The 16,377-nt window shown below is 64.7% G+C and carries 11 protein-coding genes; 6 read left to right on the forward strand and 5 right to left on the reverse strand.

What is annotated here, in order from left to right:
- From VG561_RS05890 to VG561_RS05905, 4 genes are all read right to left on the reverse strand, one after another.
- On the reverse strand, positions 1–1,167 hold the full coding sequence (locus tag VG561_RS05890; RefSeq protein ID WP_423179458.1) for a DUF262 domain-containing protein: 1,167 nt from the start codon (positions 1,165–1,167) through the stop codon (positions 1–3).
- A gap of 175 nt (positions 1,168–1,342) precedes the next feature.
- Positions 1,343–3,934: a bifunctional aconitate hydratase 2/2-methylisocitrate dehydratase gene (gene acnB, locus VG561_RS05895; protein WP_423179459.1), complete on the reverse strand. Its 2,592-nt coding sequence runs from the start codon at positions 3,932–3,934 to the stop codon at positions 1,343–1,345.
- A gap of 43 nt (positions 3,935–3,977) precedes the next feature.
- Positions 3,978–4,376, reverse strand: a complete 399-nt coding sequence (locus VG561_RS05900) for a type II toxin-antitoxin system VapC family toxin (protein ID WP_005416402.1) — start codon at positions 4,374–4,376, stop codon at positions 3,978–3,980.
- A gap of 6 nt (positions 4,377–4,382) precedes the next feature.
- Positions 4,383–4,607, reverse strand: coding sequence for an AbrB/MazE/SpoVT family DNA-binding domain-containing protein (locus VG561_RS05905; RefSeq protein WP_005409505.1), 225 nt, complete (start codon positions 4,605–4,607; stop codon positions 4,383–4,385).
- Positions 4,608–4,909: 302 nt separating this feature from the next.
- Here VG561_RS05905 and acnA point away from each other — a divergent pair, with 302 nt between their 5' ends.
- The gene (acnA, locus tag VG561_RS05910) at positions 4,910–7,663 is read left to right on the forward strand and encodes an aconitate hydratase AcnA (RefSeq protein WP_423179460.1); all 2,754 of its coding nucleotides are present in this window, start codon (positions 4,910–4,912) and stop codon (positions 7,661–7,663) included.
- Between the two features lie 128 nt (positions 7,664–7,791).
- Here acnA and VG561_RS05915 read toward each other — a convergent pair whose 3' ends face one another.
- On the reverse strand, positions 7,792–9,342 hold the full coding sequence (locus VG561_RS05915; RefSeq protein WP_014647012.1) for a BCCT family transporter: 1,551 nt from the start codon (positions 9,340–9,342) through the stop codon (positions 7,792–7,794).
- A 168-nt stretch (positions 9,343–9,510) separates the two neighbouring features.
- Here VG561_RS05915 and betI point away from each other — a divergent pair, with 168 nt between their 5' ends.
- The 5 genes from betI (at position 9,511) to VG561_RS05940 (ending at position 16,327) form a co-directional block, all read left to right on the forward strand.
- Positions 9,511–10,101 (forward strand): transcriptional regulator BetI, encoded by a 591-nt coding sequence (gene betI / locus VG561_RS05920; protein WP_014647011.1) that lies wholly within the window; start codon positions 9,511–9,513, stop codon positions 10,099–10,101.
- Positions 10,102–10,139: 38 nt separating this feature from the next.
- On the forward strand, positions 10,140–11,612 hold the full coding sequence (gene betB / locus VG561_RS05925; RefSeq protein WP_014647010.1) for a betaine-aldehyde dehydrogenase: 1,473 nt from the start codon (positions 10,140–10,142) through the stop codon (positions 11,610–11,612).
- A 101-nt stretch (positions 11,613–11,713) separates the two neighbouring features.
- Positions 11,714–13,396 (forward strand): choline dehydrogenase, encoded by a 1,683-nt coding sequence (gene betA, locus VG561_RS05930; RefSeq protein WP_014647009.1) that lies wholly within the window; start codon positions 11,714–11,716, stop codon positions 13,394–13,396.
- A 220-nt stretch (positions 13,397–13,616) separates the two neighbouring features.
- Entirely contained in the window at positions 13,617–15,293 is a 1,677-nt protein-coding gene (locus VG561_RS05935; protein WP_014647008.1) for a long-chain fatty acid--CoA ligase, read from the forward strand.
- 161 nt (positions 15,294–15,454) lie between these two features.
- Positions 15,455–16,327, forward strand: coding sequence for a crotonase/enoyl-CoA hydratase family protein (locus VG561_RS05940; RefSeq protein WP_423179461.1), 873 nt, complete (start codon positions 15,455–15,457; stop codon positions 16,325–16,327).
- Positions 16,328–16,377 lie beyond the last annotated feature (50 nt).

The following is a 16,377-nucleotide window of genomic DNA, read 5'->3' on the forward strand; positions in this document are numbered from 1 at the left end:
TTAGACCATTCTGAAGGTTGACTTATCAAGAGCCATTCCAATGACTGGACCGAGCGCCTCCCCCCAGAGCGCGAGTCGCTGCAGAGTGGCATCCCTCGTCTTTGTGGTGCGTTCAATCGAATTTCTAAAAACTTCATTATTTGAACAAAGTTCAACGAACGCCGCCTTTACTTGATTAGGCGACGCCTCGGCTGCGGCCGCGACATCTGGCTGCGAAAAGTAACGAGTCATTACGTCAAATACCGCACGATTAGTGCGCCGCTCAAACTTAACCCCATTCCATTTCTTGAAGCTGTCTTCACCAAAAATTATACGAGTCGTCTTGATAGCCCTCGCCATTCCATCAAGCGAATTCTTTATCGCGGCCTCAGAACGCGGCCAAGCCCGATCGGTAGAAATAACAAGATTATCCAAGAATCTCTTCAAATTCCCGTCATAGCTGTCAAGGTTCGTGTCGACACCGACGTAGCGCAGCGCCATCTCCACGTCTCGCATGCGGGGATCCGGATTATCCCCAAACACAGATTTAAACTCCACACTCCCCAAGAGGAAATCATCAATGAAATTAAGGAGATGCCCGCCATGAAGTGCACGCCTAAGCTCTTGCGGCGAAAGCGGAAGGCTTCCACTATTTAGCCTAAAGAATACTGTGTATAGATAATCCTCATCGGGCCAACTCCTAATAATTACCGTGCGTATTGGATAGTTTTCAAGAGACGCAATATCCTGATCGCCGGCGAGCTCAATATCGGAGAATCGCTTAGAATTAAGATCATCCCGAATGGTAAGACCCTTAAGCTCGAAGTTCCCATCAAAGAAGCTCTTAATGGTATGCAGCCTCTGCTTACCATCAATTACTATGTACTTCCCCCGCTGACCTTTCTTTTCCGCCAGAACAACATTGGGAATAGGAAGATTGCAGAGTATTGACTCGACGAATCTGCTCTGACGATCAATTTTCCAAGCTTCGCGCCTCTGGAACTGAGGGTCCAAATCAACGTTCCCCTTGTCAATCTGACGAAAGAGCGTCTCAACCGTCCAGTCGGTATTGAATATTACGGCGTCGTTAGTCGCCTGAGCATCGAGGGAAACGTCATCTTCCGACTCATCCTGATCGAGCGGAACAATCATTTCATCCAAAAGGTCGTTGCCATTTGCACCTGCCACTCCATCCCCCTTAGGTTTGATTTTTCAAAAATTCTTCTAACAAATTCGGCTTTCATATCAACTAAAGCTTTCAGCGTCGCCGAGCATACCACCCACAACTATTTTTTTTCACCAAAGCAGAACCCCCGGCTTTCACCGGGGGTTCGTTGTTTACATCATCAACCGATCAGCAGGATCAGGCAGCGACCGTGCTGGCCACGTCCAGGTATTCCTCGATCTGGTCGAAGTTCATGTAGCGGTAGATCTCCGCACCATTGGCGTTGATCACGCCGATGTCCGCCATGTACTCCTCCTTGGTCGGGATGCGGCCCAGGCGCGAGCAGATCGCCGCCAGTTCCGCCGAACCCAGGTACACGTTGGTGTTGCGGCCCAGGCGGTTCGGGAAGTTGCGGGTCGAGGTCGACATCGCGGTGGAGCCTTCACGGATCTGCGCCTGGTTGCCCATGCACAGCGAGCAGCCCGGCATTTCCATGCGCGCGCCGGTAGCGCCGAAGGTGCCGTACACGCCTTCCTTGGTCAGCTCCGAAGCATCCATCTTGGTCGGCGGGGCCACCCACAGGCGGGTCGGCAGGTCACGCTTGCCTTCCAGCAGCTTCGCAGCGGCGCGGAAGTGACCGATGTTGGTCATGCACGAACCGATGAACACTTCGTCGATCTTGGCGCCGGCCACTTCGGACAGGGTCTTCACGTCGTCCGGGTCGTTCGGGCAGGCCACGATCGGCTCGTGGATGTCGGCCAGGTCGATCTCGATGACGGCGGCGTATTCGGCGTCGGCATCCGGCTCCAGCAGCTGCGGGTTGGCCAGCCACGCTTCCATCTTCTCGATGCGACGCTGCAGCGAACGCGGGTCCTGGTAACCCTCGGCAATCATCCACTTCAGCAGGGTGATGTTGCTGGTCAGGTACTCGATGATCGGTTCCTTGTTCAGGCGCACCGAGCAACCGGCCGCCGAACGCTCGGCCGAGGCATCGGACAGTTCGAACGCCTGCTCGACCTTCAGCTCCGGCAGGCCTTCGATTTCCAGGATGCGACCGGAGAAGATGTTCTTCTTGCCAGCCTTGGCCACGGTCAGCAGGCCCGACTTGATCGCGTACAGCGGGATCGCGTTGACCAGGTCACGCAGGGTCACGCCCGGCTGCATCTTGCCCTTGAAGCGCACCAGCACCGACTCCGGCATGTCCAGCGGCATCACGCCGGTGGCCGCGGCGAAGGCGACCAGGCCCGAACCGGCCGGGAACGAAATACCCACCGGGAAACGGGTGTGCGAGTCACCACCGGTGCCGACGGTGTCCGGCAGCAGCATGCGGTTGAGCCAGCTGTGGATCACGCCGTCGCCCGGGCGCAGCGAAACGCCGCCACGGGTGGAGATGAACTCCGGCAGGGTGTGGTGGGTCTTCACGTCCACCGGCTTCGGGTACGCGGCGGTATGGCAGAACGACTGCATCACCAGGTCGGCCGAGAAGCCCAGGCACGCCAGGTCCTTCAGCTCGTCGCGGGTCATCGGGCCGGTGGTGTCCTGCGAGCCCACCGAGGTCATCTTCGGTTCGCAGTAGGTGCCCGGGCGCATGCCCTGGCCTTCCGGCAGGCCACAGGCGCGGCCGACCATCTTCTGCGCCAGCGAGAAGCCCTTGCCGGTGTCGACCGGCTGCACCGGCAGGCGGAACAGATCGGTCGGGGCCAGGCCCAGCGCTTCGCGCGCCTTGCCGGTCAGGCCACGGCCGATGATCAGCGGAATGCGGCCACCGGCACGCACTTCGTCGAACAGCACGTCGGACTTGACCTGGAACTCGGCGATCACCTCGCCGTTCTTCAGCGCCTTGCCTTCGTACGGACGCAGCTCGACCACATCGCCGTGTTCCATCTTCGACACGTCCAGCTCGATCGGCAGCGCGCCGGCATCTTCCATGGTGTTGTAGAAGATCGGGGCGATCTTCGAACCCAGGCAGACGCCACCGGCGCGCTTGTTCGGGATGAACGGAATGTCATCGCCGGTCCACCACAGCACGCTGTTGGTGGCCGACTTGCGCGAGGAACCGGTGCCGACCACGTCGCCGACGTAGGCAACCAGGTGGCCCTTTTCCTTCAGCGACAGGATCTGCTGGATCGGGCCGCGCTTGCCGTCTTCTTCCGGGGTGAACGGCGCGTCGTCGCGCTTGTTCTTCAGCATCGCCAGGGCGTGCATCGGAATGTCCGGGCGGGTGGTCGCGTCCGGTGCCGGCGACAGGTCGTCGGTGTTGGTCTCGCCCGGCACCTTGAACACGGTGACGGTCAGGCTCTGCGGCACTTCCGGATTGCTGGTGAACCACTCGGCATCGGCCCAGCTCTGCAGCACGGCCTGGGCGTTGGCGTTGCCGGCCTTGGCCTTTTCCTGCACGTCATGGAACGCATCGAACACCAGCAGGGTCTTCTTCAGGCCGTTGGCGGCGATGGTGCCGACGCTGGCGTCGTCCAGCAGCTGCACCAGCGGGGCGACGTTGTAACCGCCGAGCATGGTGCCCAGCAGTTCGGTGGCGCGCTCGCGGCTGATCAGCGGGTTCTGCTCGCTGCCCAGGGCGATCGCCGCCAGGTAAGAGGCCTTGACCTTGGCCGCGTCATCGACACCGGCCGGCACGCGATGGGTCAGCAGGTCGAGCAGGAACTCGGCCTCGCCCTGCGGCGGGTTCTTCAGCAGTTCGATGACATCGGCCGTCTGCTGCGCGCTCAGCGGCAGCGGCGGGATGCCAAGCGCAGCGCGCTCGGCGACGTGGTGGCGGTAGGCTTCCAACATGACAACTCCCGGGTAATGCGTAGGTTGAAATAACAAAGTGGGCTCAGGCGTGCGGCACGATCAGCTTCAGGCCCTTGAAGTAGTCGCGGTAAAACGTGTCGTTCCAGGTGATCAGGCCGTCACACTGCAGCAGTGCGTGGGCGCCGACCATGAATTCGTCCAGGCTGCGGCGGCTGCCGCCGCGCTGGCGATGACGGCGGTGCATCTCGCCGGCGCGCAGCGCCGACTTGGCTTCCATCGGGTTGAAGTGCACGCCCATTTCTTCCAGCGCTTCGAGCACCTCGGCGCCGCCGCGCAGCGATGCGCAGACCTCGGCCAGGGTCGCGCCACAGACCACCACGCGGCCACCGACCAGGCTCTGCCGGAGGATGGCTTCCACGGCATCGGCCTGCGGACCATTGCTGAGCAGCTCGACCAGCACCGGTGAATCGACGGCGATCATCACGGCTTATTCCTCGTCACGCACCGCGCGTACCGCTGCGTCGGACGATTCGAAGCCGTCCAGCGCAAACTTGCCGCGCGCCCGTGAAATCGCATCGTCAACACTCTTGCGCAGGATGATGCGGCTGCCGTCCAGCTCGACCTTCAGCAGCGTGCCCTTGGTCAGGCCGAGGGCATCACGCACCGCCTTGGGCAGGGTGATCTGTCCGCGTTCTGCAACAGTGGCTTCCATCGGTAGGCCCTCCAGAGTATGCACAAATTATACATACTTCCCCGGGCATACTTCCACCCTGAACAGGACCGGCGCCCCGCCAGCCCTTGCCTCGCAAAGGATCGGCCACAAACGTGACATACGCCATACACCTTCCCCTGTAGTCTGGAACCGATGCCGCAGGCCGGAACCCGGCCCGGATGAATCCATTCAGTCTGAGGTTCATACTGGGACGACCGGGGCCGTCAGGCCCGCGGCGACCGCAAGCAGGCCCGCCCATGCGCGGGCCACTGCAAGCCATCCGCAAGAAGGAGTTACCCCGCATGAGCGATTCGTTCTCCACCCGCAGCCAGCTGAACGTCGGCGGCAAGACCTACGACTACTTCAGCCTGCCCACGCTGGGCCAGCGCTTCGATATCTCCCACCTGCCCTACTCGATGAAGATCCTGCTGGAGAACCTGCTCCGGCACGAGGACGGCGGTATCACCGTCGGCAAGGACCACATCGAAGCCGTGGCCCGCTGGAACCCGGCGGCCGAGCCGGACACCGAGATCGCCTTCATGCCGGCGCGCGTGGTCCTGCAGGACTTCACCGGCGTGCCCTGCGTGGTCGACCTGGCCGCGATGCGCGACGCGGTCGTCAAGCTGGGCGGCTCGCCGGAGCAGATCAACCCGCAGATCCCCTCCGAACTGGTCATCGACCACTCGGTGCAGGTCGATGTGTTCGGCAAGCCGGACGCGCTGGACCTCAACGGCAAGATCGAGTTCCAGCGCAACCAGGAACGCTACGGCTTCCTGCGCTGGGGCCAGAAGGCCTTCGACAACTTCAAGGTGGTGCCGCCGAACACCGGCATCGTCCACCAGGTGAACCTGGAGAACCTGGCCCGCGTAGTGATGACCGCCGACAAGGACGGCAAGGCGATCGCCTACCCCGATACCGTGTTCGGTACCGACAGCCACACCACCATGATCAACGGCATCGGCGTGCTTGGCTGGGGCGTGGGCGGCATCGAAGCCGAGGCCGCCATGCTCGGCCAACCGTCGTCGATGCTGATTCCGCAGGTGGTCGGCTTCAAGCTGACCGGCAAGCTGCCCGAGGGTGCCACCGCTACGGACCTGGTGCTGACCGTCACCCAGATGCTGCGCAAGCTGGGCGTCGTCGGCAAGTTCGTCGAGTTCTACGGTGACGGCCTGCAGCACCTGCCGCTGGCCGACCGAGCCACCATCGGCAACATGGCCCCGGAGTACGGCGCCACCTGCGGCATCTTCCCGATCGACGCCGAATCGCTGAACTACCTGCGCCTGTCCGGCCGCAGCGAAGAGCAGATCGACCTGGTCGAAGCCTATGCCAAGGCACAGGGCCTGTGGCACGAACCGGGCAGCCCGCATGCCCAGTACAGCACCACGCTGGAACTGGACATGGGCACGGTGAAGCCGTCGCTGGCCGGCCCGAAGCGTCCGCAGGACCGCGTGCTGCTGGAGGACGTGCAGAAGAACTACCGCGAAGCACTGGTTGGCATGACCAGCAACCGCGACAAGCGCAGTGATGATGTTTCCTCGTTCGTCAATGAAGGCGGCGGCGCGGCGGTCGGCAACGAGCAGCTGGCCAAGGGCTTCGCCGACATCGAGATCGAAGGCCGCAAGGTGCGGCTGAAGGATGGCGCGGTGGTCATCGCCGCCATCACCTCCTGCACCAACACCTCCAACCCGGCGGTGATGATCGGTGCCGGCCTGCTGGCCCGCAATGCGGCCGCCAAGGGTCTGAACCGCCAGCCGTGGGTGAAGACCTCGCTCGGGCCGGGCTCGCGCGTGGTCACGGACTACCTGGAAAAGGCCGGCGTGCTGAAGGAGCTGGAGAAGATCGGCTTCTACGTGGTCGGCTACGGCTGCACCACCTGCATCGGCAACTCCGGCCCGCTGCCGACCGAAGTCAGCGCCGGCATCGCCGCCGGCGACCTGGTGGTCACCTCGGTGCTGTCCGGCAACCGCAACTTCGAGGGTCGCGTGCACCCCGAAGTGAAGATGAACTACCTGGCCAGCCCGCCGCTGGTGGTGGCCTATGCCATCGCCGGCACCACCGACATCGACCTGACCACCCAGCCGCTGGGCACCGGCAGCGACGGCCAGCCGGTGTTCCTGCGCGACATCTGGCCGAGCAACAAGGAAATCGGCGATGTCATCGCCGCCACCATCGGCCCGGAGATGTTCAAGCAGAACTACGCCGACGTGTTCAAGGGCGACACCCGCTGGAACACCATCGCCTCGCCGGACGGCAACCTGTACGCGTGGAGCGATGCCTCCACCTACATCAAGAACCCGCCGTACTTCGATGGCATGACAATGCAGACCGGCAGCATCGACGACGTGCACGGCGCACGCGTGATGGGCCTGTTCGGCGATTCGATCACCACCGACCACATCTCCCCGGCCGGCAACATCAAGAAGGACTCGCCGGCGGGCCGCTTCCTGCAGGAACGCGGCGTGCAGCCGGCCGACTTCAACAGCTACGGCAGCCGCCGCGGCAACGATGACGTGATGGTCCGCGGCACCTTCGCCAACATCCGCATCAAGAACCTGATGTTCGGTGGCGAGGAAGGCGGCAACACCCTGTACTACCCCGCCGGCGGTGGCCAGCCGGAGAAGCTGGCGATCTACGATGCGGCCATGAAGTACAAGGCCGACAAGGTGCCGCTGGTGGTGCTGGCCGGCAAGGAATACGGCACCGGTTCGTCGCGCGACTGGGCGGCCAAGGGCACCCTGCTGCTGGGGGTGAAGGCGGTCATCGCCGAAAGCTTCGAGCGCATCCACCGCTCCAACCTGGTCGGCATGGGCGTGCTGCCGCTGCAGTTCCGCAACGGCGAGAACGCGCAGAGCCTGGGCCTGGACGGCTCGGAAGTGATCGACATCACCGGCCTGCAGGACGGTGCCAGCAAGCGCGCCACGGTCACCGCGACCAAGGCCGATGGCACGAAGAAGACCTTCGAGGTCTCGGTGATGCTGCTGACCCCGAAGGAAGTCGAGTACTTCCGTCATGGCGGCCTGCTGCAGTACGTGCTGCGCCAGCTGGCAGCCAAGTAACGGAAAAGGGCCGGATCCTTGCGGGTCCGGCCCTTTCCGTCTGCGATGCCCCCCTGTAGAGCCGAGTCTGCGCTCGGCTGCTTCTGCGCCAACAGCAGCCGAGCATGGGCTCGGCTCTACAGAGGCGCTCAGCGGCGGGGTGCGTCCGGGTCGGTGCGCAGCGCCTTCAGCAGGCCCCACATGTAGAACGCCAGGGTGAACGAGAACGGCAGGCCACACAGCACCACCGCCGTCTGCATCGCACTGAAATTGCCCGCCAGCAGCAGGCCGACGCTGGCCACGGTGATGCCGGCCGCCCAGAACACGCGCAGCCAGATCGGCGCGTCATGGCCGTCTTCCACACCATCGTCAACGCGACGGGTGCACAGGTTGGCGATCATCAGCGTGCCCGAGTCGACCGGGGTCAGGAACAGCACGAAGCCGATCACCACTGCGGCACCGGCCACGTACGGCGCGCCGGGCAGGTATTCCAGCAGCTTGAACAGCGTCATCGCCGCATCGTGCTGGGCCACCTCACCCAGGATCGCCTGGCCGTGGTTGAGCACCAGGTCGATGGCGGTGTTGCCGAAGATCGACAGCCAGGCCAGGGTGAAGCCGAGCGGGATCAGCAGCACGCCCATGATCACTTCGCGGATGGTGCGGCCGCGCGAGATGCGCGCCACGAAAAGGCCGACGAACGGCGCCCAGGCGATCCACCAGGCCCAGTAGAACAGCGTCCACGAGCCCATCCACTCACGGCCCTTCGGATCGTTGAGGTACATGTCGAAGCTCTTGCGCACGAACGCGCCGAGATAATCACCAGTATTCTGGATCAGGCCATCGAACAGGTGCAGGGTCGGGCCGGTGACCAGCACGAACAGCAGCAGGCCACACAGCAGGCGCACATTGAGGTTGGACAGCCAGGCAATGCCCTTTTCCACACCGGCGACCACGCCGATGGTGGCCACCACCATCATCACCAGCACGATGGCCACCAGCACCTGCGGCGTATCCGGGATGTGGAACAGGTAGACCAGGCCGGACTGCACCACCAGCGCGCCGATGCCGAGGTTGGTCACCATCGAGATCAGCGTGGCCAGGATGCCGAAACCATCGACCATGTCGCCGATGCGGCCGTGGATGCGCTCACCGAAGATCGGGTACAGCGCCGAGCGCAGCGCCAGCGGCAGGTCGCGGCGGTACGCGAAGTAGCCCAGCGCCACGCCGACCAGCGCGTACAGCGCCCAGCCGTGCAGGCCCCAGTGCAGGAAGGTCAGCACCATCGCTTCGCGGCCGGCGGCCACGGTCCCGCCGGGTTGCCCGGGCGGATGCAGGAAATGGTCCAGCGGCTCGTAGGCGCCGTAGTACAGCAGCGCGATGCCGATGCCGGCCGAGAACAGCATCGAGACCCAGGCAACGTAGCCGAAGGCCGGTGACTCCTCGTTGTGGCCCAGGCGGATGCGGCCATACGGCGAGAACGCCAGCCACAGCACGAAGCCCAGGCACAGCACGATCAGCAGCATGTACCACCAGCCGAACGCGGCCGACACCTCGGCCTGCGCCCATTGCAGCCAGTGCTCGCTGCCTTCGGGATAGAGAACGGTGAGCAGCCCGAGGATGCCGATCGACACCGAGGAGCTGAGAAACACAAAACGGTTCAAGCGCAGGGGCGAACGCTTGGGATGAGCCAGGGAAGACATGGGATCGTCTCATCAGTCCGGGGGAGCACATGGGCGGGGCCGGACCGGTAAACCGGGCCCATGGCGTGGGGCGCGAGCGCATCCTAGGGTTTATTGATTGAACGTTCAATCAATAAAAAGCATAATGGCGGGCAGCCGATCCTTCGGGTCGCAATCCGTGGAGAGACAATGCCGAAGAAAGGCGTGGAACCGGTACGGCGCGAACAGCTTATCCGGGCCACTTTCCAGACCATCGACGAGATCGGCATGGCCGACGCGACCGTCGCCACCATCGCGAAGAAGGCAGGGCTGTCCAGCGGCATCGTCGCCCACTACTTTGGCGACAAGGACGGCCTGCTCAATGCTGCAATGCGGCAGATCCTGCGCGAACTGAAGGACGCCGTCGCCCGCTACCGCGCCGAGGCCAGCGATGACCCCCGCGAGCAGTTGCGTGCCATCGTCGATGGCAACTTCGACGACAGTCAGATCAACGGTACCGCAATGCGCGTCTGGCTCACGTTCTGGGCCGCCAGCATGCACCAGCCGGAACTGGCCCGGCTGCAGCGCGCCAACGACCAGCGCCTGTTCTCCAACCTGTGCCACCAGTTCAACCGCCTGCTGCCCCACCCGCAGGCCCGCCTGGCCGCCCGTGGCCTGGCCGCGATGATCGACGGCCTGTGGCTGCGTGGCAGCCTGGTCGGCGGCCAGTTCAACGCCGACAAGTCGCGGCGCATCGCCTACGGCTACATCGACTTCCAGTTGCAGGCTGCCGCGCTATAAGCGCTTCAGCACCCGCCCCCTTCCAAGGAGTACGCCCCATGACCACCCTGCCCGTCCAACAGCTCTACATCCACGGCCAGCGCGTCGATGCCACCAGCGGCAAGACCTTCAAGACCGTCAACCCGGCCACCGGTGAGGTGATCGCCGAAGTGCAGGTTGCCAGCCAGGCCGACGTCGAGCGCGCCGTGCAGAGCGCGGCCGAAGGCCAGAAGGTGTGGGCCGCGATGACGGCCATGGAGCGCTCGCGCATCCTGCGCCGCGCCGTCGAGCTCCTGCGCGAGCGCAACGACGAACTGGCCCACCTGGAAACCCTGGACACCGGCAAGGCGCTGGCCGAGACCACCACCGTGGACATCGTCACCGGCGCCGACGTGGTCGAGTACTACGCTGGCCTGGCCACCGCCATCGAAGGCATCCAGCTGCCGCTGCGCGAATCGAGCTTCTTCTACACCCGCCGCGAACCGCTGGGCGTGGTGGCCGGCATCGGCGCCTGGAACTACCCGATCCAGATCGCCATGTGGAAGTCGGCCCCGGCCCTGGCCGCCGGCAATGCGATGGTGTTCAAGCCGTCCGAAGTGACCCCGTTGACCGCGATCCGGCTGGCCGAGATCTACACCGAAGCCGGCGTGCCGGCCGGCGTGTTCAACGTCGTGCAGGGCCCGGGCCGCGAGATCGGGCAGTGGCTGACCGAGCACCCGGTGATCGAGAAGATTTCCTTCACCGGCGGCGTCGCCACCGGCAAGAAGGTCATGGCCAGCGCCGCGTCCTCCTCGCTGAAGGAAGTGACCATGGAGCTGGGCGGCAAGTCGCCGCTGGTGATCTGCGATGACGCCGACCTGGACCGCGCCGCCGACATCGCGGTGATGGCCAACTTCTTCAGCTCCGGCCAGGTCTGCACCAACGGCACCCGCGTGTTCGTGCCGCGCAGCATGCTGGCCGCGTTCGAGGCCGCCGTTGTCGAGCGCGTCAAGCGCATCCGCATCGGCGACCCGATGGCCGCCGAGACCAACTTCGGCCCGCTGACCAGCTTCCCGCACATGGAAAACGTGCTGCGCTACATCGAAAGCGGCAAGGCCGAAGGCGCCCGCCTGCTGACCGGCGGCGGCCGTGCCACCGAAGGCGCGCTGGCCAATGGCGCGTACGTGCTGCCGACCGTGTTCTCCGACTGCCGCGATGACATGACGATTGTCCGGGAAGAGATCTTCGGGCCGGTGATGAGCATCCTCGCCTACGACGACGAAGACGAAGTGGTGCGTCGTGCCAACGACACCACCTTCGGCCTCGCCGCCGGCGTGGTCAGCAAGGACGTCAGCCGCGCCCACCGCATCATCCACCGCCTGGAAGCCGGCATCTGCTGGATCAATACCTGGGGCGAATCGCCGGCCGAAATGCCGGTCGGTGGCTACAAGGAATCCGGCGTCGGCCGCGAGAACGGCATCTCGACCCTCGGCCACTACACCCGCATCAAGTCGGTGCAGGTCGAGCTGGGCGACTACGCCAGCGTGTTCTGACCGGCGCGCCGCCAGCACGCCCCATCGTCCGGCCACCGCGCCGATCCGACATTCCGCCGGGACGCCTGCATGCAGCGCGCCCCGGCCTGCAGGAGACACCCATGAGCACCCACAACGAGTACGACTACATCATCATCGGCGCCGGTTCGGCCGGCAACGTGCTGGCTACCCGCCTCACCGAAGATGCCGATGTCAGCGTGCTGCTGCTGGAAGCCGGTGGCCCGGACTACCGGCTCGACTTCCGTACCCAGATGCCGGCGGCACTGGCCTTCCCACTGCAGGGCAAGCGCTACAACTGGGCGTACAAGACCGATCCGGAGCCCTTCATGAACAACCGCCGCATGGACTGCGGCCGCGGCAAGGGCCTGGGCGGCTCGTCGCTGATCAACGGCATGTGCTACATCCGCGGCAACGCGATGGACTATGACAACTGGGCCAGCATGCCGGGCCTGGAAGACTGGACCTACCTGGACTGCCTGCCCTACTTCCGCAAGGCCGAAACCCGTGATATCGGCCCCAATGACTACCACGGTGGCGACGGCCCGCTGCGCGTTACCACGCCCAAGGCCGGCAACAACGAGCTGTTCGCTGCGATGGTCGAAGCCGGCGTGCAGGCCGGCTACCCGCGCACCGACGACCTCAACGGCTACCAGCAGGAAGGTTTCGGCCCGATGGACCGCACGGTGACCCCGAAGGGCCGTCGTTCCAGCACCGCCCGCGGCTACCTGGACCTGGCCAAGCCGCGCCCGAACCTGACCATCGTCACCCACGCGCTGACCGACCGCATCCTGTTCTCGGGCAAGCGTGCGGTGGGCGTGCAGTGGCTGCACAGCGACCAGCCGCAGCGCGCCACCGCCCGCCGCGAAGTGCTGCTGTGCGGCGGCGCCATCGCCTCGCCGCAGATCCTGCAGCGCTCGGGCGTCGGCCCGGCCGACCTGCTGCGCAGCCTGGACATCGACCTGGTGCACCACCTGCCGGGCGTCGGCGCCAACCTGCAGGACCACCTCGAAATGTACCTGCAGTACGAGTGCAAGAAGCCGGTGTCGCTGGCGCCGGCACTGAAGCTGTACAACCAGCCGGCGATCGGTGCCGAGTGGCTGTTCCTGGGCACCGGCATCGGCGCCAGCAACCAGTTCGAGGCCGGTGGCTTCATCCGCAGCGACGCCGAATTCGACTGGCCGAACCTGCAGTACCACTTCCTGCCGGTGGCGATCAATTACAACGGCTCCAACCCGATCAAGGCGCACAGCTTCCAGATGCACGTCGGTTCGATGCGCTCACCCAGCCGCGGCCGCATCCACGTGCGCTCGAAGGACCCGCGCGAACATCCGAGCATCCTGTTCAACTACATGTCGCACGACCAGGACTGGCGCGAGTTCCGTGCGGCGATCCGCATCACCCGCGAGATCTTCGCGCAGCCGGCGCTGGCCCCGTACAGCGGCCGCGAGATCTCGCCGGGAAGCGCGCTGCAGACCGACGCGCAGATCGATGCGTTCGTGCGCGAGCACGCCGAGACTGCCTATCACCCGTCGTGCTCGAACAAGATGGGCCATGCCGACGATCCGATGGCGGTGGTCGATGGCCAGGGCCGCGTACACGGGCTGGAAGGCCTGCGCATCGTCGATGCCTCGATCATGCCGCAGGTGGTGACCGGCAACCTCAACGCGCCGACCATCATGATGGCCGAGAAGCTGGCCGACGTGATCCGCGGCCGCACCCCGCTCGCCCGTAGCACCGCGCCGTACTACAAGGCCAACGGCGCACCCGTTCGCAAGCAGGGTTGACGCAGCCGGCCCGTTTGGGGCCACGGTAGTGGCGGCCGCTGGCCGGCATCCATCGTATGGTCCGTCCAGCGCAGATGCCGGCCAGCGGCCGGCACTACCCAGCAAGGAGGCTCTTCGGGGCCTCTTCGCGTTTTCCCTACGGCGGGGTATGCTGCAATGACCGGCCGTTGTCGATACGCTCAGGGCCGGACCTAAACATCACGATTCCTGGAGGGGGAATATGAGTCTGGATCGTCCCTGGCTGCAGAGCTATCCGAAAGGCGTTCCCGCCGAGATCGACGTCAACGAGTTCCATTCGGTAGCTTCGGTCTTCGACGCTTCCGTCGCGAAATTCCGCGACCGTCCCGCCTACTCCAGCTTCGGCAAGGTCCTCACCTACGGCGAGACCGACGCGCTGGTCGAACAGTTCGCGGCCTACCTGCTCGGTGAGCTCAAGCTCAAGAAGGGTGACCGCGTCGCCCTGATGATGCCCAACTGCCTGCAGTACCCGGTGGCCACCTTCGGCGTGCTGCGCGCCGGCCTGACCGTGGTCAACGTCAACCCGCTGTACACCGCCCGCGAGCTCAAGCACCAGCTGGTCGATGCCGGCGTGACCGCGCTGGTGGTGGTCGACAACTTCGGCGACACCGTCGAGCAGGTCATCGCCGATACGCCGGTCAAGCATGTGGTCACCACCGGCCTGGGCGACCTGCTCGGCGCCAAGGGCGTGATCGTCAACTTCGTGCTGAAGTACATCAAGAAGATGGTGCCCAACTACCATCTCAAGGGCGCGGTGCGCTTCCGCCAGGCGCTCAAGCTCGGCAGCCGCCACAGCCTGCCCAAGGTCGAGATCGACCACGACGACATCGCGTTCCTGCAGTACACCGGCGGCACCACCGGCGTGGCCAAGGGCGCGATGCTGACCAACCGCAACCTGATCGCCAACATGCAGCAGGCCTCGGCCTGGATCAGTGCGTCCGGCATCGAGATGGGCAAGGAGTGGATCATCACCGCCCTGCCGCTGTACCACATCTTCGCGCTGACCGCGAACGGCCTGGTCTTCATGAAGTTCGGTGGCTGCAATCACCTGATCACCAACCCGCGCGACATGAAGGGCTTCGTCAAGGAGCTCAAGTCGGTGCGTTTCACCGCCATCACCGGCGTCAACACGCTGTTCAACGGCCTGCTCAACACCCCCGGTTTCGACACGGTCGACTTCTCCTCGCTGAAGGTCACCCTGGGCGGCGGCATGGCGGTGCAGCGCGCCGTCGCCGAGCGCTGGAAGAAGGTTACCGGCGTGACCCTGGTCGAGGCCTATGGCCTGACCGAGACCTCGCCGGCAGCCTGCATCAACCCGCTTACCCTGACCGAGTACAACGGCTCGATCGGCCTGCCGATCCCCTCCACCGATGCCTGCATCAAGGATGACAACAGTGCCATCCTGCCGCTGGGCGAGGTCGGCGAGCTCTGCATCAAGGGCCCGCAGGTGATGAAGGGCTACTGGCAGCGCCCGGAGGAAACGGCCAAGGCCATCGACGCGGACGGCTGGCTGCATACCGGCGACATGGCCAAGATGGACGAACACGGCTTCTTCTACATCGTCGACCGCAAGAAGGACATGATCCTGGTGTCCGGCTTCAACGTGTACCCGAACGAAGTCGAGGACGTGATCGCGATGATGCCGGGCGTGCTGGAAGTGGCCGCGGTCGGCGTCCCGGACGACAAGTCCGGCGAGGTGGTGAAGGTGGTCATCGTGAAGAAGGACCCGAACCTGACCGCCGAAATGGTCAAGGAGCATGCCCGGGCCAACCTGACCGGCTACAAGCACCCCAAAATCGTTGAATTCCGAAAGGAGCTGCCGAAGACCAACGTCGGCAAGATCCTCCGTCGCGAACTCCGCGATACGCCCGCCCAGTAAGGGTTTGCGGCAATCTGGACAGTGCAGGGCCCGGGGCGGAAACGTCCCGGGCCCTTTCGCATGCGACGCCGCTGAGGCGGTGTAGCATCGCCGCGTGTGTGGACCGTTCGGCCCGCCGGCCACCCACCTGACACTGCGGGCCGCATGCCGAGGACCCTTCCATGAGTACCATCGAAAAGCTGCCTTCAAGCGGCTCACCGTTCGCCACCATCCGTACCGAAGACAGCGCCGACGGCGCTGCCCACTGGCTGTTCATGCACGCCGATGCCGCCACCGGGATCCGACCCTGCTGCCGCGAGGACATGCTCGACGAAATGTGGAGCTACATGGCGGCCATCACCCGCAGCCCTGCCGAACGCCACAACGGGACATTGCGGCATTTCGTGCTGGCCTCCGATGCCGTCGCCTACAACCTGGGCGGCGACCTGGACCTGTTCACCCGCCTGATCCGCGAAGGCAACCGCGACCTCCTGCTGAACTACGCCCAGCGCTGCGTGGAGGGCGTGCACCACCTGCATACCGGGTTCGGCGGCGATGTCCGTTCGATCGCGCTGATCCAGGGTGACGCCCTCGGCGGCGGCCTGGAAATGGCCCTGGCCTGCCACACCATCGTCGCCGAGGAAGGCAGCGGACTGGGCCTGCCGGAGGTGCTGTTCGGCCTGTTCCCGGGCATGGGTGCGTACTCCTTCCTGTGCCGGCGCGTGTCCCCCCATCTGGCCGAGAAGATCATCCTCGACGGCCGGGTCTACAGTGCCGAGGAGATGCATGCCATGGGCGTGGTCGACGTGCTGGTGAAGAAGGGCGAAGGCCGGGCGGCGGTCGAGGAACTGATCCGCCAGCAGCAGCGCACGCCGCAGTCCTATCTGGCGATGAATGCCGCACGCGCCATCGCCCAGCCGGTCAGCTACGACGAACTGCTGGAGATCACCAAGGTATGGGTCGATTCCGCCCTCGCACTCGGCGACCGCTCGCTGCGCACCATGGATCGCCTGATCAAGGCCCAGACCCGTCGCGCCAGTCTCGACGCGGCCTGATTCCTCCCCTCCCCCAGGATGGGTTCAAGCCCGGCTGGCCACCGGGCTTT

This window comes from Stenotrophomonas sp. CASM110, from assembly GCF_049384345.1.
GTDB lineage: Bacteria > Pseudomonadota > Gammaproteobacteria > Xanthomonadales > Xanthomonadaceae > Stenotrophomonas > Stenotrophomonas muris.

Excerpts from the sequence above, each read along its gene's own strand:
- VG561_RS05900 (WP_005416402.1), bottom strand. The coding sequence starts at position 4,376 with ATGATCGCCGTCGATTCACCGGTGCTGGTCGAGCTGCTCAGCAATGGT.
- VG561_RS05935 (WP_014647008.1), top strand. The coding sequence starts at position 13,617 with ATGAGTCTGGATCGTCCCTGGCTGCAGAGCTATCCGAAAGGCGTTCCC.
- betI (WP_014647011.1), top strand. The coding sequence starts at position 9,511 with ATGCCGAAGAAAGGCGTGGAACCGGTACGGCGCGAACAGCTTATCCGG.
- VG561_RS05915 (WP_014647012.1), bottom strand. The coding sequence starts at position 9,342 with ATGTCTTCCCTGGCTCATCCCAAGCGTTCGCCCCTGCGCTTGAACCGT.
- VG561_RS05940 (WP_423179461.1), top strand. The coding sequence starts at position 15,455 with ATGAGTACCATCGAAAAGCTGCCTTCAAGCGGCTCACCGTTCGCCACC.
- acnB (WP_423179459.1), bottom strand. The coding sequence starts at position 3,934 with ATGTTGGAAGCCTACCGCCACCACGTCGCCGAGCGCGCTGCGCTTGGC.
- betB (WP_014647010.1), top strand. The coding sequence starts at position 10,140 with ATGACCACCCTGCCCGTCCAACAGCTCTACATCCACGGCCAGCGCGTC.
- VG561_RS05905 (WP_005409505.1), bottom strand. The coding sequence starts at position 4,607 with ATGGAAGCCACTGTTGCAGAACGCGGACAGATCACCCTGCCCAAGGCG.
- betA (WP_014647009.1), top strand. The coding sequence starts at position 11,714 with ATGAGCACCCACAACGAGTACGACTACATCATCATCGGCGCCGGTTCG.
- acnA (WP_423179460.1), top strand. The coding sequence starts at position 4,910 with ATGAGCGATTCGTTCTCCACCCGCAGCCAGCTGAACGTCGGCGGCAAG.